This window comes from Novosphingobium sp. HNCC26DJ243 (assembly GCF_057180545.1).
The window spans coordinates 161,441-180,050 of sequence record NZ_JBXUGN010000006.1 but is presented as its reverse complement, the minus strand read 5'-3'; the positions used below and the strand labels follow the sequence as shown (position 1 = coordinate 180,050).

19 protein-coding genes are annotated in these 18,610 nt (G+C 61.5%); 3 read left to right on the top strand and 16 right to left on the bottom strand.

Features of this window, described 5'->3' with window-relative positions; genetic code table 11:
- Nucleotides 1-22 precede the first annotated feature (22 nt).
- On the bottom strand, nt 23-1,351 hold the full coding sequence (locus tag AC2A04_RS16050; RefSeq protein WP_484213362.1) for a DNA-packaging protein: 1,329 nt from the start codon (nt 1,349-1,351) through the stop codon (nt 23-25).
- Entirely contained in the window at nt 1,344-1,850 is a 507-nt protein-coding gene (locus AC2A04_RS16045; protein ID WP_484213361.1) for a hypothetical protein, read from the bottom strand. Before AC2A04_RS16045 ends, AC2A04_RS16050 begins: the two co-directional genes overlap by 8 nt.
- 220 nt (nt 1,851-2,070) lie before the next feature.
- On the opposite strand from AC2A04_RS16045, the gene AC2A04_RS16040 reads away from it, so the two are divergent.
- Nucleotides 2,071-2,709 carry a YqaA family protein gene (locus tag AC2A04_RS16040; protein ID WP_484213425.1) on the top strand — a complete coding sequence of 213 codons (639 nt, stop codon included), beginning with the start codon at nt 2,071-2,073 and terminating at the stop codon, nt 2,707-2,709.
- 67 nt (nt 2,710-2,776) lie between these two features.
- Here the strand turns inward: AC2A04_RS16040 and AC2A04_RS16035 are convergent, their stop codons facing one another.
- From AC2A04_RS16035 to AC2A04_RS16000, 8 genes are read right to left on the bottom strand one after another with little or no spacing between them, the layout of a single operon-like run.
- On the bottom strand, nt 2,777-3,532 hold the full coding sequence (locus AC2A04_RS16035; RefSeq protein ID WP_484213360.1) for an SDR family NAD(P)-dependent oxidoreductase: 756 nt from the start codon (nt 3,530-3,532) through the stop codon (nt 2,777-2,779).
- Nucleotides 3,532-3,822, bottom strand: a complete 291-nt coding sequence (locus AC2A04_RS16030) for a putative quinol monooxygenase (RefSeq protein WP_484213359.1) — start codon at nt 3,820-3,822, stop codon at nt 3,532-3,534. Before AC2A04_RS16030 ends, AC2A04_RS16035 begins: the two co-directional genes overlap by 1 nt.
- Before the next feature lie 2 nt (nt 3,823-3,824).
- Nucleotides 3,825-4,484, bottom strand: a complete 660-nt coding sequence (locus AC2A04_RS16025) for an NAD(P)-dependent oxidoreductase (RefSeq protein ID WP_484213358.1) — start codon at nt 4,482-4,484, stop codon at nt 3,825-3,827.
- The gene (locus tag AC2A04_RS16020) at nt 4,481-4,825 is read right to left on the bottom strand and encodes a hypothetical protein (RefSeq protein ID WP_484213357.1); all 345 of its coding nucleotides are present in this window, start codon (nt 4,823-4,825) and stop codon (nt 4,481-4,483) included. Before AC2A04_RS16020 ends, AC2A04_RS16025 begins: the two co-directional genes overlap by 4 nt.
- On the bottom strand, nt 4,822-5,217 hold the full coding sequence (locus tag AC2A04_RS16015) for a c-type cytochrome (RefSeq protein ID WP_484213356.1): 396 nt from the start codon (nt 5,215-5,217) through the stop codon (nt 4,822-4,824). The genes AC2A04_RS16020 and AC2A04_RS16015 overlap by 4 nt, the downstream gene beginning before the upstream one ends.
- Nucleotides 5,214-6,743, bottom strand: coding sequence for an FAD-binding oxidoreductase (locus AC2A04_RS16010; RefSeq protein ID WP_484213355.1), 1,530 nt, complete (start codon nt 6,741-6,743; stop codon nt 5,214-5,216). Before AC2A04_RS16010 ends, AC2A04_RS16015 begins: the two co-directional genes overlap by 4 nt.
- A complete protein-coding gene (locus AC2A04_RS16005) occupies nt 6,740-7,903 on the bottom strand; it encodes an MFS transporter (protein ID WP_484213354.1) in 1,164 nt (387 codons plus the stop codon). Before AC2A04_RS16005 ends, AC2A04_RS16010 begins: the two co-directional genes overlap by 4 nt.
- Nucleotides 7,904-7,911: 8 nt before the next feature.
- Nucleotides 7,912-8,778, bottom strand: a complete 867-nt coding sequence (locus AC2A04_RS16000) for an SMP-30/gluconolactonase/LRE family protein (RefSeq protein WP_484213353.1) — start codon at nt 8,776-8,778, stop codon at nt 7,912-7,914.
- Nucleotides 8,779-8,851: 73 nt separating this feature from the next.
- Here AC2A04_RS16000 and AC2A04_RS15995 point away from each other — a divergent pair, with 73 nt between their 5' ends.
- Entirely contained in the window at nt 8,852-9,451 is a 600-nt protein-coding gene (locus AC2A04_RS15995; RefSeq protein WP_484213352.1) for a TetR/AcrR family transcriptional regulator C-terminal domain-containing protein, read from the top strand.
- Nucleotides 9,452-10,377: 926 nt separating this feature from the next.
- On the opposite strand, the gene AC2A04_RS15990 is transcribed toward AC2A04_RS15995, so the two are convergent.
- The 6 genes from AC2A04_RS15990 to AC2A04_RS15965 all read right to left on the bottom strand — a co-directional run bounded on the left by AC2A04_RS15990 (nt 10,378) and on the right by AC2A04_RS15965 (nt 16,746).
- A complete protein-coding gene (locus AC2A04_RS15990; protein WP_484213351.1) occupies nt 10,378-10,521 on the bottom strand; it encodes a hypothetical protein in 144 nt (47 codons plus the stop codon).
- Nucleotides 10,518-10,745, bottom strand: a complete 228-nt coding sequence (locus AC2A04_RS15985; RefSeq protein ID WP_484213350.1) for a hypothetical protein — start codon at nt 10,743-10,745, stop codon at nt 10,518-10,520. Before AC2A04_RS15985 ends, AC2A04_RS15990 begins: the two co-directional genes overlap by 4 nt.
- Before the next feature lie 25 nt (nt 10,746-10,770).
- Nucleotides 10,771-11,946 carry a hypothetical protein gene (locus AC2A04_RS15980; protein WP_484213349.1) on the bottom strand — a complete coding sequence of 392 codons (1,176 nt, stop codon included), beginning with the start codon at nt 11,944-11,946 and terminating at the stop codon, nt 10,771-10,773.
- Nucleotides 11,947-12,142: 196 nt separating this feature from the next.
- On the bottom strand, nt 12,143-13,159 hold the full coding sequence (gene rtcA / locus AC2A04_RS15975; protein WP_484213348.1) for an RNA 3'-terminal phosphate cyclase: 1,017 nt from the start codon (nt 13,157-13,159) through the stop codon (nt 12,143-12,145).
- Nucleotides 13,160-13,202: 43 nt separating this feature from the next.
- Nucleotides 13,203-14,429, bottom strand: a complete 1,227-nt coding sequence (locus tag AC2A04_RS15970) for an RtcB family protein (RefSeq protein WP_484213347.1) — start codon at nt 14,427-14,429, stop codon at nt 13,203-13,205.
- A gap of 769 nt (nt 14,430-15,198) precedes the next feature.
- Nucleotides 15,199-16,746 (bottom strand): vWA domain-containing protein, encoded by a 1,548-nt coding sequence (locus AC2A04_RS15965; RefSeq protein ID WP_484213346.1) that lies wholly within the window; start codon nt 16,744-16,746, stop codon nt 15,199-15,201.
- A gap of 269 nt (nt 16,747-17,015) precedes the next feature.
- Here AC2A04_RS15965 and rtcR point away from each other — a divergent pair, with 269 nt between their 5' ends.
- Complete coding sequence (gene rtcR, locus AC2A04_RS15960; protein ID WP_484213345.1) at nt 17,016-18,602, top strand: RNA repair transcriptional activator RtcR; 1,587 nt, start codon at nt 17,016-17,018, stop codon at nt 18,600-18,602.
- The last annotated feature ends 8 nt before the right edge of the window (nt 18,603-18,610 follow it).

The window sequence follows — 18,610 nt, the reverse complement described above, 5'->3', positions numbered from 1 at the left end:
GATCAGCCTTTCGGTTTGAATTTCAATCGAACCAGATGCGGGGCTCTCCCGCCCGTCCCAGCATGAGCTCGGTCAAAGCCCACACACAGGCATCGGCGCGGTCAGGCGATCGCCCGGGGCCCTGGTAGTCACCACCCGGCATCAGTCCGCACAGTTCGTCCTCCAGCCGCGGGAACATGCCAGCGTGCCGGACCCGTCCCGCTTCGTAGAGTGCCGCAACCGGCTCGGCCCGCGCCGTCTTGCCGCGGCTCGCGTGGACAAGGCGCAGTGGGAGCGATGTTTCGGCGGCGCGCAGCACCGCCTCGACCATCGCCCCGCCCTGGTTCGCCTCGGCCACCACCCGGTCCGCCGACCAGGCGCGGGCAGCATCCGCAACGGCGCGGGCCCATCGCTCGGGGCTGGCTTGCTCGACCGAACAGTCGGCCAGCACCCGTGCGATTCTGTCATCTCCAATCCCGCAGACGACGATCCCGCAGGCATCTCCGTGCGCGCTCGCTGGCGGATCGACCGCAACCACTACCCGCGTCATCGGAGGTGCAATGGTTTCCCGGCCCTGCTCGATCAGCGTACGGCTCCACAGTGCGCCCGCCAGGTCCTCGATCATCTCGCCATGCAGTTCCTGCCGGCCCAGAACGGAACGTCCGAAAGTGCGCCGCATCGCAGCGGTGAAGCGGGCCGGAAGGTTGGCGACGTTGTCGAACGTGCTTCCCCGCGTCAGGACAACATCCCCATCAGACCCTTCGGCGAGGAGACGGGCCACAAGTGGCACCGGTCTGGGCGTTGTAGTGGCAACCAGTCGTGGGTCGATGCCAAGGCGTAGCCCAATCAGCAGGTTGTCCCAGGTTGCGGTTGCCCTGCTCGATCCGTTGTCCCACTTGGCAATCTCGTCGCACCAGGCGTGGCTGTGCTGGGGCCCGCGCAGGCTGTCGGGCTCCGCCGCCGAATAAAGAAAGGCTTGCGCACCGTTGGGCCAGACCAACCTTCGAACCGACGATTCATAAACCGGGCGGCGCCAGGGCGCGCCGATCGAAAGCAGCCCGCTTTCGCCTTCGACCATGACACTGCGCGCCTCGTGCAGTGAAGCGCCGACTAGAGCGATCCGCGCTTCGGGGTCCAACTCGGCCTGCTCCCGAACCCATTCCGCACCAAGCCGCGTCTTGCCGAACCCTCGACCAGCCATGACCAACCAGATGCGCCAGTCGCCCATCGGCGCGCGTTGCGCCTTTCGAGCCCAGACGTTCCAATCCCATCGCCATTCGCGACATTCAAGGTCAGAAAGCCGGGATAGAAATGTGCCGATTTCCTCCGGCCCCGCGTCAATGAGGCAATCGATCGGTTCAGCCTCACTCATCTGCAAGACCCGGGCCGGTTGCTGCAGCGTCGGCCTTGCGGCGCGCAACAACCTGATCGCGCATTGCCAGCAATTTCGTTTGAATCGAGGCACGCACTTCAGCGATGTCCGCGTTCTCTCGGATCGCGCGTTGCCGGGCAACCGTCTCGCGGTGCTGGGACAAAAGCCTCAGCGCGTTTGCGTTGTCGAACTTGGCGTCGCTGTCCTTGGGTTCGCCGAAGCGAAGTCTGTGCAGCAGTTCGAGCTCGAGATTGTCATAACCCTCGCACAGAGCTTCACGCCAGGCCCGAGCAAAGTCCGGTTGGCTCCGCTTCAATCCATAAGGGCGGCTGGTGTTGACGCCGGCGGCGGCTGCTGCTGCCGTCACGTTCGAAGTCTCGGCCAGTGCCGCAAGGAAATCCGTGCGCCATCGCGGACTTACCCTTTCATCCTGTGTGTTGCTGACGTCATTGATCGTCGCCCGGGCGGCGCCGGACGCAGATCGGATCGGCTTGGCCATTCAGACCATCCTTGCGTTTGAAGTGAATGGATTTGTCGAGAATGCCGCTTTGTCTGGCGACCATCAGAAGCGACTCGGTGTGCCGCGTTGTTCCTGTTATGTACCTATCGCAGCCACAAATGTCAAGAGCAAAGTACCAATTTGGTTAATGCGGTCGAAAGCTGGCACTTTGATGCACTCTCGCCTAAACGCCGGGCTGCAACTACCGACTGGAATCCGGATGCTTCGTCGCCTCTATGATTGGACATTGGCCAAGGCTGCTCACCCGAAGGCCGAATGGTGGCTGGCGCTGTTTGCGTTCATGGAAGCCAGTTTCTTTCCGATCCCGCCGCATCCGTTGCTCGGCCTGATGTGCCTTGCTGAACCCAAACGTGCGATCCGCTTCGCCGCAGTCGCGACCGCTGCCTCGGTGCTCGGGGGTCTGCTCGGCTATGCGATCGGCTACGCACTCTACGACACGGTCGGCACGCAACTCCTGGCTGCGCTCGGGCTTGCTGAAAGCTTCCCGAGGGCCGCATGCTACCTGCGCGAGTACGGGGTTGAGATCATCATGATCAAGGGCGCCACGCCCATTCCGTTCAAACTGTTGACGATCACGGCCGGCTTCATCGCGATGCCATTGGTGCCGTTCATCCTTGCCAGCATCGTCAGCCGGTCGATCAGCTTCATGATCGTCGGCGTGCTGTTCCGTCTTTTCGGAGCACCGATCAAGCGCTTCATCGACAAGTACCTCGGCCTCGTCACTGTGGGCTTTGTCGTCCTCGTCGTCGGCGGCTTCATAGCCGCAACAATGTTAGGCGGCGGCGGCTCCCAGGCGTCGTCGAGGTGTGATCAGGTCACAGTTCCCATCCAGCCGTAATGCCATTCCGTTCCTGCAGCGCAAGCGTTGCGAGGCAGGTTCCGGGCCCGGCGCTGCTTATGCTCCGCTACTGTATGACAACCCCGCCATCGACGCTCATCATGACGCCAATCATGTAACTGGCCTCGTCCGAGGCAAGAAACAGCGCGGCCTTGGCGACTTCGTCTGCGGCCGCGATCCTGCCAATTGGGGCCATCGCACTTATTGCGGCCCGCGCCTCCGGTGCCGCAATTGCCCCGGCAAGCATCGGTGTATCGACAAAGCCGGGGCAGATCGCGTTGACGCGGATGCCCTGGCCGATCAGATCGAGCGCCGCGGCCTTGGTCAGCCCGCCCACGCCGTGCTTGCTTGCAACATAGGCCGCCATGCCAGGGGCTGCGACCAGACTGGCGACCGAAGCCGTGTTGACGATGGCCGTACCACCATGGGCCTTCAGCGCGGGAACCTCGGCCTTCATGCTGTAGAAAACGCCATTCAGGTTGGTGGCGATCAAGGAATCCCAATTCTCCACGGAGAAGTCTTCAAACGATCCGCCAATCGCAGAAGGAATGCCGGCGTTGTTGAACGCGATGTGGAGAGCGCCAAAAGTCTCGACGGCATGCGCGACCATCGCTTCGCAAGCGCCAAAATCGCTGACATCAGTGAAAACGCTCGTCGCCGCGCCACCGGCGCTGCGGATCGCTTCGGCACCAGCTTCGGCAAGCGCACTGTTCCGATCCGCCAGCACGACCTTTGCACCTTCCCGCGCAAAGGCCTGGGCCGCAGCAAGGCCGATTCCACTTGCCGCGCCCGTCACCAGGGCAACTTTTCCGTCGAACCGCATCAGATGACCACCTCCAGCCAGTCGATGCTTGGCGGGCTTGCGATGCAGGCGTTCATCGCGGGCATCGCGTCGAGCACATAGTCGTACGTCTGATGCGCCTGCTGTGTCTCCCAGCTCTCGAACTGCTGCATCAGGATATAGCGCGTATCAATGTCGCGGTCGCGCGTCAGGCTGTAGAAGGAATAGCTGGGATCGCGTGTGCGGACATTGTTCACGTGGAACGACACTGCTTTTTCAAAGGCGGCCTGCTTGCCTGGGGTAATGTCGAAAGTGATCAGCATGGCCTTCATGATCAGTATCCTACCGTAAAGCGTTCGCGGTGATGCTTCGGGCTGATGACCTCGTCGATCAGGGCGAGCGCATAATCCTGGTTTGAAATCGAGCTTGTCCCATCGGCGGCGAAAAGCATGTCATCCTTGCCGATGCGGAAGTTGCCCGTGCGCTCACCGGGCCGCAACCATGCAGACGGCGCCACGAATACCCAGTCCAGGTCGTTCACCGGCTTGAGCAGATAATAGAGCGCACGCGTGCCCAGAATCGCGTTGCGGTAAGGATCGAATGCCTTGTCCCAATGACTGGATTCGAGATATTCCTTGCCTTCCGGCGTCATCAGGCTTGCGGCACCGCCCACGCATACCAGACGGGGCACACCGGCTGCCCGTGTGGCGGCAATGATCGCTTCATGTCCTGCAATGCTCTGATCATAGACATCGGCCATGTCGGCCGCGCGTCCGGGGTGGAAAGCGTGGATCACCGCATCATGTCCCCGCAGGGCTTTGACCAGCGGGGAAGCGTCGAATATGTCGCCCATGACGATGGTCAATCGCTCGTGCTGCGCAAGCGCGTCGGGGTTGCGGGCAATAGCGGTGATGGCAAGCTCTGGGCGGGTCAGCGCCTCGGCCAGAATGAATGATCCGGCAAAGCCGGTGCTGCCTAAAATCGCGACCTTCATGAAGCTTTTTCCTCGCCTATCGTCCAGTGAAACACCACGCCATTCCGGGCAATCAATGTGAATTTTCGTTTCACTTCGCGTGCCGATCCGCGTGCGACGAGCATGTCGGAGCCATTGGTCAAACCTGCGATGGGACGGGAAGATCGTTCCAGCAGGCGCTGCAACTGACGCACCGGATCACCGACTCGATCGATGACCACGGCCTCTTCGGGAAAGTGCGGAGCGATGTCCGGCAGCGCACGATCCACCAGCAGGCGCGGCCTGGCCGATCGCGCCAGCCCATTGGCGGGGATCGCAGCTGCACCAACGGTGACGAGCATCTGGCGGCGGGACAGTTTCATTGGCCCTTTTCCCTTGCGAGATAGGCTGCAATCCGCGCAAGCTGCGTGTCGCTCACTTCACCGCGGGATATGCGTGGCATGTTGCCGATCCCCATGCGTGCGCTGGCGATGACGGTCTCGGCGGTAAGATCCTCGCGTGCTTCCAGCATCGCCTCCTTTGAATCCATGCGTCTTGCAAGGATTACGGTGCCCATTCCCATTTGCCGGTGACACATCCCGCATTTTTCAACGAACAGACGTTCATCGGGCGATTTGCTGGCCCGATTTTGCAGGGCGCCACGGAAGGCGTTGGTGATCTGCGTGTCGTCGCCACCCAGCGCGGGTGAAGCGCTTGCCAGTGCGGCAATCGCGGCGGCCAGGACGAGCGCGGACAGGGCGGTCCCGCGTCTCATGCCCGGTTCTCCCGCAATTGCCTGGGCCAGATTCCGCTCTTGCCCGGCGCGATGATCCCATTGGGATCAAGCGCGTCCTTCACTCGCTGGTTGAGCCGCAACAAGGCGTTCCGGTTGAAATCGTAGGTGCCGGCAACAAGGTCCATGTAGTCGATGTGGGTCCGGTATTCGCCGTAGCGTTTGGCAGTTGCGTCCGCCACCAGCGCGCGGAACATCGCATCGACCCGGCCCATCATGTCCGGATTGTCCTTGTCATACAGGATCTGGTTGACGTTGGTGAGGCTGCGCTCGCCCATCGCGAAGCTGGCGTGATAGTCCATGCCGTATCTCTGATAGAGTTCATAGGTTCGCTTGAACTGATCCAGAGCCAGATCACCCTTTGGTGGCAGCACTGGCGAATAGCCCACATGCCCGCCGCGACCGCCATGCCAGTTCGCATTGGCCAGCGGAAAGCTGACCGGAACCCCCGTGACCGGCGAGCCTTCGGGCGCATCACCCCTCGTCCATCTGGCTGGTTTCTTCGACAGGATCGGCTTCTTTTCGAAGGCCTTTTCAAGCACTCGCATGGAAGCATCGGTGATTTCACTGGGCCCGTAAAAGCGCACCTGCACGCTCCACCACCCAATCTTGAACTTCTCGCGGATCGCCGTCACCACCTTCTCACCGAGCGGGCCCTTGTCCTTGGTCCATTGATCGCGGGTGGTCATGACGGCCGCGGAGCGCAGCCAGTTGCCAATGCTTGGGCTCTGCTGGATGACGCCTTCGCGGCGCAGGGGCATGATCGTGTCAATTGCCCAGCCAAGATCGTCAGGCTGGTCGAACTCGAAATCAAGCCCTTGTACCGATTCCGGTTCGGGCATCAGCCACAGGCCAAGCTTGGTAACGATTCCGAAGTTGGATTGGCAAAACAGTGAATCCCAGCTTGGCCCAAAGCCCGGCTTGTAGAGCTGCCAGTTCGGACTGCCGGCCATCGCGCCCATGCCCGTGCGGACAATATCGCCGTCCGGCAGGACGACCTCGAGCCCGCAGATGCGCGCGGCATGGTCCCCGTAGCTCGTGTAGCCAACCCCGCGATCGAGCGCATTGCCTGCCACCGATCCCCAGCTGTTGCCCGGTACCGACAGCCAGAGCGGAATCTTGCGTTCTTGCAAATAGTCGTAGAGATCGAAAAAGCCGACACCGGGTTCGACCAGCACCGTGCCGTTTTCGGCATCGACCTCGATCGCTTTCATCCTGCTGAGATCGAGGATCACTGCGCCCTTCATTACCGGCGCGGCGCCACCATAGCCAAAGTTCTTGCCCCGGCTGATCGGCCAGAGCGGAACCTTGTACTGGTTGGCGATCCGGACCACCGCACGGACTTCTTCGGCATTCGCAGGTGCCACCGCGGCGCTCGGCTGGTGCTTCGCCTCATCGGCAGCGAAGTGATCGGAATAGGCGATGCGATCGTCCTCGCTCGTCATCACCCAGTCCTTGCCAACGGCTGCAGCAAAGGCGCGGAAAGCGGCGGGATTGAAACTGGTCATGCTCTGCTCTCCCGGATGCGCACAACGCCCAAGGCAACGGGCAGCATCGCCGCAATCATCAGCGCGCAAATGTAATACGGCAGGTCGGCGCTCACCGCGAACAGCCAGCCAAACAGGGGTGGGGCCACGATCCTCGACAGCGCGTTCGATGCCATGTTGAGCCCCATCACGCTGCCTTGAACGGACGGTGGCGTGCTTCGCGATACCAGTGCCCCGGCATTGGGAAAGGCGAGACTGTGTCCGACCATCAGCGCCGCCATCAGCACCACCGATGCGACAGGCAAGCGGATAAGCGGCTGCAGCACCATAGCAGCGATCAGCACCGACAAGCCGCCGACGATGACCCGCGCCTCGCCATAGCGTCCGACCAGCGGACCGATCATGAGCGTCTGTACCAGCAACCCCGCGCCGCCGACCGCAAGGAATGTCAGCCCCACTTCATGCGCGGTCCAGCGGAAATTGGCTTGCGTCCACAACCCGAACACTGCCTCCATCGACGCAAAAGCGCCGATTCCGCAAAACGCTATGAGGAAGAGGCGCGTCAGCAGCCCGTCGTTTCGAACGAAGCGAAACGCTTCGCCATAGCTTGGTGCAGGGCGCACGTCTGCACCAGGAGGTCTCGTCTCGGGCAAGGCCAGCACGGCCCACAGCGATGCGCCTGCCGCCAGCGCTGCTGCGGCAAAGATCGGCGCATGGAATCCCGTCAGTCCCTGCGTCGTGTCGGCCAGCAAGCCGCCTATCGCAGGGCCCGTGGCAAAACCGAGATTGAAGGCCGCTCCGAAGTAGCCCATGTTCCTGGCGCGGGTTTCGGGCGGTGTGATATCTGCAATCACGCCCTGGACCACGCCGAACGTGCCACTGAAAAAGCCGCTGAGGATGCGGATGAGGAGCGCGGAGGCAAGATCGGGCGCATATGCAAACGCCACGTAGCTGAGCGCTGCGCAGGCCGTGGTCAGGACCAGGACGGGCTTGCGGCCGATCGAGTCCGAACGCCGCCCCCAGTATATCTCTCCGAACACGCTGCCGAAGGAATAGGCGGCAAACAGGCAGGCTACGGCAAATGGCGAGGCATCGAACGCCTTTGCGTAGAACGGCAGCAGCGGCAGGATCAGGCTGAATCCGGCGATGTTGAGAAACACCATCACCATCAGGAGCGGCATCGGTCCTTTCACGCCGCATACCTTGGTTCCGGCAGTCCCTTCGCGCCCAGCCCTTCGATCACGAACGTGCAGCCATCAAGCGCCGCCGCTTCCCGACCGAGAAATGCCGGGCTGAGCGAGGTGACATACAGCTGATCGAGCGCCGCCCCGCCGAACATCACGCTCGAAGGGCATTTGACCGGCATGTCGATCACTCGCTCCAATCCGCCATCCGGGCGGAACTGGACGACCTTCTGCCCCTCGCAAATCGCCATCCACATGCAGCCGTCGGTATCGATCGTTGCGCCATCCGGGATGCCGCCAAGTTCGGCCGTGCTCGCCCAGGGGCGACGATTTGCGGCTGTGCCCGTGTCGATGTCGTAATCATAGGCGAACACCGTGTTGCGGATGCTGTCGCTGTGATAGAAAGTCCTGTCGTCGGGGGACCAGCACGGGCCGTTCGATAGAAAGATGTCATCGTCGATTTCGCGCAGGATCGCATCGGCACTCAACGCATAAAGCTTGCCCCGCGCCTGCTTCATCGCGCGGTCGCTCGATCCCACAATGAATCGCCCACGCCGGTCCACTTTGCCATCGGCGAGCTGGACCATGTCGTTCAGGTCGTCACTCGCTGCCAGCATCGCGCAGGCACCGGTTCTGAAATCAAGCGTGTGAACGCCGTTCGTCAAAGCCACGATCGCGCCTCCACCCGCTCGCAGCGCCATGGACCCGATCACGTCGGGCAGATCCCACCAGCGCGTTTCTCCGGCTGCAGGATCAAACCGCAGAACCTTCCTGCCCAGGATGTCGATGAAATAGAGCGCCTGTTCGGCCACGTCCCACACCGGACCTTCGCCGATCGTGCACCGGAGCGTGTCGATCTGTGTTATCCTCACGGCGCCTCATCCCTTGTTTATTTATCATTGATAATTTAATACAAAGGCAAGAGTCAAGTGGGAGGTGCCGGGGGTGAAAACTGAACCGAAACGCGTTGCTGGCCGGCCCAGAAAGCAGGACGCGTTTCTCGATCCCGGAGTCATCGTCGATGCGGCGTGGCGGCTAGTTGAACGGGATGGCGTCGATGCCCTGACGACGCGCACGATTGCGGCCGCCCTCGGCGTTAAAAGCCCGGCGCTTTACTGGCACGTTCCCAGCATGACGGCGCTCCACAGCCTCATGGTCGAGCGAATGCTGACCGAAAGCGTCCGCAATCCGGCACCCGGAGAGGCATGGCAGGGCTGGCTTCGTGATGTCGGCACGGCGCAGCGCCGAAATTTTCTGACGCACCGCGACAGTGGGCGAATCCTGGCGATGGCCCCACCCACCGAAGTCACCCGTAATCAGATCATCCCGATGCTGATGGCCCCACTGGTCCAGGTCGGGTTCGCCACTTCAGATGCCGTTGCGGCCGCTGGCGCCTTCGCCAGCTTCATCCTTGGCTGGGTGATCTATGAACAGAGCGCTGAGGCCAGCAGCTATATCGCCTCGATGGTCGACCTCGCGTCCGCGTTTGAATTTGGTCTGGACACGTTCATTGGTGGACTGCACCAACGGCTGCAAACCGGCTGAAGTTTCCTGACACGTCCAGCGGCAGCAACGCCCCCGACCGAAATCGCATACCGTCATACTGCCGTCAGCGTACCGTAAGCAGGATCAGGCGTAACGCCACTAATTCCCGAATACTGAACCCCTCAGAAGGGGAAATGGTGCCAGAAGAGGGACCGTGACGTGCAGACAAGGCGTTATATCACAATGTTTTGTTGCCCTGATTCGCTAATTCGATACCGTCAAAAATACCGTTTCGCGCTTTGGCTTGGTCCTCGATGAGGACTCAAATCGCTGCGGGCAGAGTTTCGACGCGCATTGCACAACACAGCATATGCTCGAAACCAAGCCCCGATCGGCGTCCGCAGGAAATGTGGCCATGTTATGCGCCCACATCCAAGCCGGCAACATCGGGGGCAATCAATTCCGCTAGCTGCTGTTGAACCACCTGTTTTCCAGTAGTCAGGTTTACGCTTGCTATCCGCAGGCGTTCATCGCCTTTCATTATGGCGTAAGCGGCGTTCAGACCATCAGCTCCTAGACCGGCGTGATGAGGGTATAACAACATCACCTCGCGGCACTGATAGAGTCGGGCATACGCCATCATCTGATAGACGTCTGTCCGTCTCCGAGTTTGAGACCAAGCGCGACGTCGAGCATTGACATGAGCCGAGTCCGGATTGCCTCGTCGCCCTCAGCGACGCCGGAATCGATTTTGGGCAGAATTTCAAGACTGCAACCCGGGGCGGCAATAACTCCAACAACTTGCTGGGCTCTTAGCTCGCTGTAGCGATCGACAAGGATATTGGTCCCTGACTGATTGGCCAGCGTATGCGACCGCGCAGCCCGAAGCAGGGCATTTGCCTGACTCCGGGTGAAGGCGTTCTTCGGCGCTACGCCGGTGTCATTGTGTACGCCCGTAGGCCCCCATTCGTGGACGGTCAGATGGGTCACGGGTGGAACCCGGCGATGGCGCGATCGGTCGGATCGGTCGGGCTAGGCGGGAAACACGCCAACCATTCCCGCCACGAGCAGGCGGCAACCCGCTCGACAGGCACGCCGGGGCGCAGATGGGTGGCCAGCTCGGCGATCACTCGCCAAGCTCCTCCGCCGCCTTGACCACTTTGCCGATCAACCGATTGAATGCATCGGCCTTGGACGGTGTGAGCACTGACCAGCTCGAAACCCGGTCGCCTTCGATACCCGGTGGCGGATTAAGCTTGTCTTCCTGGATAAACCCGTCACCTAGAACCGCATGAATACGGCTCCAGTCCTCGAAAAAGTATTCTTGCAACAAGGGAATCACCTTGTCGCGCATTGCGGCGCGAACTTGCTCAGCTGTCTCACAGCCAATGAAAAATGCGTGCCCGATCCGGTGCTCGCGATCGATGAGATACTCGATGCGCTGGTTGATTGTGGTGAGCACGGCCTTGAGGTCGATACCCTCGACGAGGCCGAGCAGATCGGGTTCCGGAGCCATTTCGCGGAACTGAAACCGGCGTCGCAGGGCGGTGTCGAGCAGAGCGATGGAGCGGTCCGCCGTGTTCATTGTGCCGATGATGACGCTTGGAATACGGCAACGTCACCGACAGCGCATTATCCATGCCCGCCCGCTTGTCAGACTCCAGCAATGTGATGAGTTCGCCGAACACCTTCGAAACATTGGCGCGGTTAATCTCGTCGATGATCAGTACGTGCGGCAATGGATCGCCTTCGGCCCCTTCGCTAACGGCATCTGAGATAAGCCGAGCAATAAGGGAGCGATTAAGTTCCGCGTCCTTGAGCCGATAAAGCGTTTTCTGGATGAACTTTGGAGGATACAATTCGCTGACGTCCAGCCCATCTTTGTCATGCCAAAGCCATCGCACTTTTCTGCGGTGACAGTATCGGCCATCAGGCCGGGGCGCATATTCGTATTGGCCTTCGACAATCCCAATTGCTCGAAACCGATGATTGCCTTTGGCGACAACCAACATATCGCCGATTTCCAGCTGGTTGCGGAATACATCCGGCGATTGCACCACACCCTTGTTGGGGGTGACATCGTCATCGGGAAAGCGCCTTTTTACCTCAGAGAATATCTCTTCTCGGTCCGAAAAGCGGGGGTCGGTCCAGTCAATGTCACGAAAGCCGAACAGTGCGTAGTTGTTCTTGAGGGACTCCGTAAAAACGAAATCGTACGCTGAGTCAGCAACCTCCCCAAGCGACATTTTGTAGACCGCTCTATCAGCGATATTCAAAGGCTCACTTCCGACCGCGAGACCGCCAGTTTCTGCGCGTTCTGCGATCAGCCGGAATAGTCCTGGTTCTGGTTGCAGATGGAAGCCCACGGATTCCCCATCGCTGTTCCCGATGGGCACAGGGCGCAGGCCCTCGACGAAATCTTCGTAGCCATAGTTCTGGTGAAAGGTGACGAAGGCGATCCGCTTTTCGGCAACTAGCTCATTATACCGCGCCATCAGCGCAGCACGGCCCTCCTTGGTTTGCGGGTAATGCGCGGAGCCGTCGCATAGCTTCACCGCCTCCAGTGCTGTGTTGTACGTTTTACCAGTACCGGGCGGGCCATACAGAATAAGATTCGTGGGAAGGGTAGAAACCTGCGATTCTGCAGGATGGTGGGGTCGAGCCGGCAAATTTTGCGGAAGTCCCGTTTGTTCGATAATTTTGAAGCCTAATGAGGAAAGCTTCTTCCGCGCGGTTGATCGCCTCTACGTCCTATCCCACGGTCAGCAAATGCTCACCGCCGCCTTGCCTTGTCAGCTCGATCCGCAGCCCCGTGAAGCGCTTGGCGATGTCGATTGCCGTCAGCGTGTGCTGGCTCGGCTTCACGGTCGTGAGAGATCCGCCTCCCGCCAGCACGAACGGTAGGACAAGCTGGTCAGCAAGGTACGGCCCGGCAAAAGCCGACGCCTCAATGTAGCCATTCATCCGGGCTGCGCAGGTCTTGGCCAAGCGTTCGGCAGGCACACCAAGCTGGCCGAAACCGCTGACGATTTCGGTAACGTTGGCATAGCGCGCCTCCAGCATCAGGATGACGCCCGGCCCTTGATCGGCAGGAAGTTCGCGCACGGCAAAGGCATCGTCAGGCCAAGCGCCAAGATCGCGCCGAGCGCGCGCCAGCATGCGCTCGGCAATCTCGAACGGCAGCCCGGTGAAGACTGCCTGTCCGGCCACGCCAAGCTGCTCGCCGCGTTCGATGCAGTCGATCGGCGAGAGCGGAGCCGGAGTGATGTCGACCTCGATCCGCCCCCCACCGCGCGGATAGAACCCATGCCGCACAATGCGGGCGGAGACGCTTGGTCCCATCCGATTTATCAAGGGCAGGAAGGTGCGTTCGATGAAGTCGAACGGCGGCGCCAGCATGTTGTGAGTTCCGCCTTCCAGAACGAGCCGGGAGGGACCGTCGGCAAGTACAAGCGGCATCAACACCGTTTGCAGCACGAGCCCGGTCGAACCGGCCGTGCCGACAGCGCACCGGTACTCGCCCGGCGTCACTCGGCCGGGACGGAATTCTAGTTCGGTCGCACCGACCGTCAGGCCGGAGCATTCCGATCCCGAGATTGCACAAGCGGCTTCTACCGCCGTCACATGCTGGCGCATGAGGCCAGGCTTCGGACGACGCCCACGAATGTTGCTGATCCGGAAAGGCTCGCCGGTAACGAGCGATAGCGCGCATGAATTGCGCACCATCTGCCCCCCGCCTTCGCCTTCGGATCCGTCAATTGAGAACATTGCCCCATCATTCAAAATGAATTGGCGGCCTGCGCGAAGGGAATCACCCCTTCACGCAGACCACCTGCTTCAGTGTATGGACTATCTCCACCAGGTCGGCCTGGGCGGCCATCACCGCTTCGATCGGCTTGTAGGCCTTGGGCGTCTCATCGATAACGCCGGCGTCCTTGCGGCATTCTACGCCTTCGGTGTCGCGGATGTGCTCGTCGAGCGTCACCAGCTTTTTCGCCTCGGTGCGCGACATGATCCGACCCGCGCCGTGGCTGCAGCTGTCAAAGCTCTCCGGGTTGCCCAGCCCGCGCACGATGAAGCTCTTCGCCCCCATCGAGCCCGGGATGATACCCAGCACACCCTTGGCCGCACGCACCGCCCCCTTGCGGGTGACGAGCACGTTTTCGCCGAAGTGGTTTTCCCGTGTCACGTAGTTGTGATGGCAGTTCACCGCTTCAAGCTCGGCATCGAACGGCTTCGCGATCTGGCCCCGCAGTGCGGCGATGACATTGGTCATCATCGTGCGGCGGTTCAGCGCGGCGAAGTCCTGGGCCCAGCCGACTGCCTCGACGTAGTCGTCGAAATGGTCGGTCCCTTCCGGGAAGTAGGCAAGGTTCTCGTCGGGCAGGTTGATGTGCCACTTGCGCATGTCCTGCTTGGCCAGTTCAATGAAGAACGAGCCGATCGCGTTGCCCACCCCGCGCGAGCCGGAATGGAGCATCACCCAGACGCGAGCTTCCTGATCGAGGCACAGCTCGATGAAGTGGTTGCCCGTTCCCAGCGTGCCGAGGTGCACCAGGTTGTTGGTGTTCTTCAGCCGCGGGAACTTGTCGCAGATCCGCTCGAAGCGCTGCACCAGCATGGCCCAGGCCTCGACAATCGCCGGGGGCGGAGAGCCCCACGAACCCTTGTCGCGCTTGCCGCGCCCGACATCGCGCCCGTGCGGCACCGCCTGCTCGATCGCCGAGCGGATTCCCTCTAGGTTGTCAGGCAGATCGTGCGCCATCAGCGAGGTGCGCGCAGCCATCATGCCGCAGCCGATATCCACGCCAACGGCCGCCGGGATCACCGCGGCCTTGGTCGGGATCACCGAGCCGACGGTCGCGCCGATCCCGACATGCACATCGGGCATCGCCGCAACATGCTTGAAGATAAACGGCATCTTCGCCGCGCGCGAAAGCTGGTCGCGCGCCTTGTCGTCAACCGGCACGCCGCGCGTCCACATCTTGATCGGCACGCCGCCTTCGACGACCTGGAATTCAAAATTCGTACTGGTCATCGCTGACCTCCCGTGTTTCATCATGGTGTCGGCGACGAAGTGTGGCGAGACATTTTTCGCTGAGCTATCCGGAAGTTGTCCAGAGGTGGGCTCGAACCACCGACCTCCAGCCGCGAGGCTGGCGCTCTCCCATGTAGTCCCACCGGCATTCGCCGACGAATTGCAGGTACTGGCGACGAGGTTTGACGAGACATCCCGGATTGCTCCGGGGCGGAATCGAACCGCTCGGCCTTTCGGCCTTTACCGATGTAGTCCCGCCAGCATTCGCCAGCATTGATTGGTTTCACGGCGACGAGGTGTGGGAAAGACATTGCCCACAAGGGGCGCCGCTCTATCCGCTGAGCTACGGGCCCGCAGTTGGTGGACCCGGCGGGATTTGAACCCGCGACCTGCATCGTGCAAGGATGTAGTCCTTACCCGGCATTCGCCGTGAATTGGGTTTGCCGTCGCGACAAGGGATGGCGAGACGCGGTCCTTAAGCTACGTGTTTGCGGCGGGGTTCGAACCCGCATCTCCCGTCACCGCGAGCGGTTCTGGGCGCTTTACTCGTCGGACCTTCGGTTTGGAGACATGTAGTCCCACCGGCATTCGCCACGGCAATTCCTGAATTCTGTCGAAGGGTCACGGCGACCAGGATTAGAAAGACAACCGCCTTGCGGCGTTTGTTGCTCTACCCACTGAGCTACTGCCCCGAAAGGCAGGCGGGGATCGAACCCGCGACACACAAATCCTATGTAGTCCTTCCGGCATTCGCCGTGACCCTTTTCTTTCATACCTCCGTATTCTGAACGATCTCGACCCAGTCGCGCGACCGCCCAGAGGCAAACCGCGCCATCGCGTCGAACACCGCGTCGGTGAAGCCACCGACATTCATGATATCTGCCCGGTCCTTGGCCTGCGTGGAGCCATAGGGCTGGATGTCGATGCAGATCAGCTTCGCACCCGGGTTGCGGGCCTTCAGCTTGTTCCATTCGTTCATCGTCGCCGTGGCGCCACGCCGTGAGGGATCGACCCAGGACTCGTTGTCCGAGACGATCACCACCGTATCGACCCGCGCACGCTCCTTGTTGAGCCGCGCGAGCGGAGCCGAGACATTGGTCCCGCCGCCACCGACCCCGGCCAGCTTTGCCGCATTCACGGCTACGCGGGCGTTGGGGTCGAGCTTCAGCTTGACCACGTCCACCTCGAACGGGATCACCCGGGCATCGCGGTTCTGGCGCAGCACGGCGGCAGCGACCAGCGCGGCGATATCGATGCAGCGCACTTTCGAGCTGGCCCCCTTGCGGTAACCCGTCGCCGGCGAGCTCATCGAGCCCGAGACGTCGGGGCAGACCACAACCTGGCCTTCGAGCTTCGGCACGCTTGCCAGCGATGCCTCCAGCGCACTTTCGAGCGCTGCCTGCACCGCCAGCGGTACACCGTCACCCACCTGGCCCATTGCCACCATCAGCTGATAGGGCATCGGACGAACGCGGGCGATCGTCTGCTGGTCAGCAAGCTGCGCCGCAACCGCTTCGGTGACCCCCGCAATCGCGAACGCGCCATTGCGCGCCAGCGTGTTGAGGTTCATCCGTAGCGCCTGCCAGCCCATTCGGGTGGCAAGCACGCCCCACTGCTCAGGCGAGAGCGGGTAAGCGGTCAGCCATTCGAACGGCACCTGGGGCAGTTCGCCCGAGGGCGAACGCTTCCAGGCCTCGAATTCCGCGATCTCGGCGGGCAGTGCCGCGACATCGTAGGGCTTGCCGATCAGCCAGCCATAGAAGGCGCGCCGCTCGGCATTGGCCGGTGCCGGGTGGACCATCTTGACGATGTCCGCCAGGCTCGGGTCGTTACCCGTGGCCGCCTGCATCAGCTGCGCGATCGACGCCTGCTCCAGCCATTCGCGGACCAGCCGCTTCGGGCGCGAACCAAGCGAGGCCCGGCCGACCTGACCCGAACGCATGATCTGCACGAAAGTGCGCAGCATGCGGCCGTTATCGATAACGCGCTTGAACACACGCACTGACAGGTCGGGATCGGCCATGGTCAGGTAAGCCGCCAGCAAGGCAGGCATATCCTTCATGGCACCGGACTGGCGGGCATAGACCGCGCATTTGGCGACCCATTCCGGATCGACGTCCTTGGCCGCCAACACGACATCGGTGAGCTGGGTCTCAGCGCTCGAGTAGAAGCCGTCGGACAGCGTGCCAGTTGCGGCAAGCTGGGCCAGCTTGGCTTCGGGCCCATAGGCATAAGCGGACCCACCCGCCTGATTGACCGTGTCGGCGCGCGGCAGGAACCGCGAAAGCGCCGAAGCGAAAAGACTCTTGTTGGCCATAGTCCAACTCCTTGGAAACTTTCGGACCTCGGAGGCGGCCGGCCCATTCCGGCCGCCTCTTGGTTCCGCTTGTGCCGGGCTGTTCGACCGACCCGACGTCAGAGTGATTGCAGGGGGCGTGCCAGTTTTGGTTGCGGATCTGCCGCATCTTTATATCCATCTGATATATGGCGCTATTTTCTGATTTATTTGCTCATTCCCTGGTTTCAGAGAATTCAGTCAAACTCAACATTTGTATCCTGTAGGATAGGATGATAGAAATCTGACGCATGAAGCCAACCACTGTCATCAGCTTCCTCGGCTCGACGCTTGATGCCTCAAAGTTCGGCCCTTCTCGCTGGATGAAGTGGCGGCCATCGGTAGGCCTGTGCATGCACGAGGACCTGCGGGTCGATCGCTTCCTGATGATCCACGGTTCGGCGCACAGTCGCCTGGCCGAGTATGTGAGCGAAGACATCGCCTCAGTTTCACCCGAGACTCTAGTCGAGCGGCACGTGATCGATTTTGCCGACGCCTGGGACTTCGAAGAGGTTTACGGCAAGCTGCTCGATTTCGCGCGCTCGCAGCCGCTTGATCCGGATGTCGAAGACTACCTGATCCACATCACCACTGGCACGCACGTCGCGCAGATCTGCCTGTTCCTGCTGACCGAGGCGCATTATCTGCCCGGGCGCCTGCTCCAGACCCAGCCTATGCGCGGTGCGCCCGATGCGGCAGGGACCTGGAGTGTGATCGACCTCGACCTCTCGCGGTACGACAGCATCGCCACGCGCTTTGCCAGCGAAAGTGCGGAAAGCACGTCGTTCCTCAAGTCCGGCATCGAAACGCGCAATGCAGCGTTCAACACGATGATCGACGAGATCGAGCAAGTCGCTAGCCGCACCCGCGCGCCGATCCTGCTGATGGGCCCGACCGGCGCAGGTAAGAGCCAGCTCGCCCGGCGCATTTTCGAGCTGAAGAAGCTCAAGCGGCAGGTGAGCGGCCAGTTCGTCGAAGTGAACTGCGCTACCCTGCGCGGCGACAGCGCGATGTCGGCACTGTTCGGCCACAAGAAGGGTGCCTTCACCGGCGCGGCAGCAGACCGCCCGGGCCTGTTGCGCACAGCCGATAGCGGGATGCTGTTCCTCGACGAGATTGGCGAGCTGGGGCTCGACGAACAGGCGATGATCCTGCGCGCAATCGAGGACAAGCGGTTCCTCCCGGTGGGCGCCGACCTTGAGTCTGAAAGCGATTTTCAGCTGATCGCCGGCACGAACCGCGATCTGGCCCAGAGCGTCGCTGACGGCACATTCCGCGAAGACCTCTACGCGCGCCTCAACCTCTGGACCTTCGCGCTGCCGGGCCTTGCCCAGCGCCGCGAGGACATTGCGCCGAACCTCGACTACGAGCTCGATCGCCATGCCGAGCGCGAGAGCGAACGGGTCACGTTCAACAAGGAAGCACGCGATCGTTACCTGGCTTTCGCGATCTCTGGCGAAGCGCTTTGGCCAGGCAATTTTCGTGACCTGGCTTCCAGTGTCACCCGCATGGCGACCTTTTCCCCCAAGGGCCGCATCGACAGCGAGGTTGTGGCGACCGAGATCGCGCGCCTGAAGCGTGCGTGGACTGGAAAGCAAGACTTGTCCGATCAACTGGACGGTTTGCTTAGCGACGAGGCATTGGCCGAGATCGACCCGTTCGATCGCGTTCAGCTTGCCTTCGTCGTCGAGACCTGCCGCGCCAGCCGCTCACTGTCTGATGCCGGACGAAAACTTTTTGCCGCTTCGCGAGAGAAGCGCGCCAGCACCAACGACGCGGACCGACTGCGCAAATACCTCGCCCGATTTGGAATCGCTTGGGAGTCAGTGATCGGGTAATAGTTCGT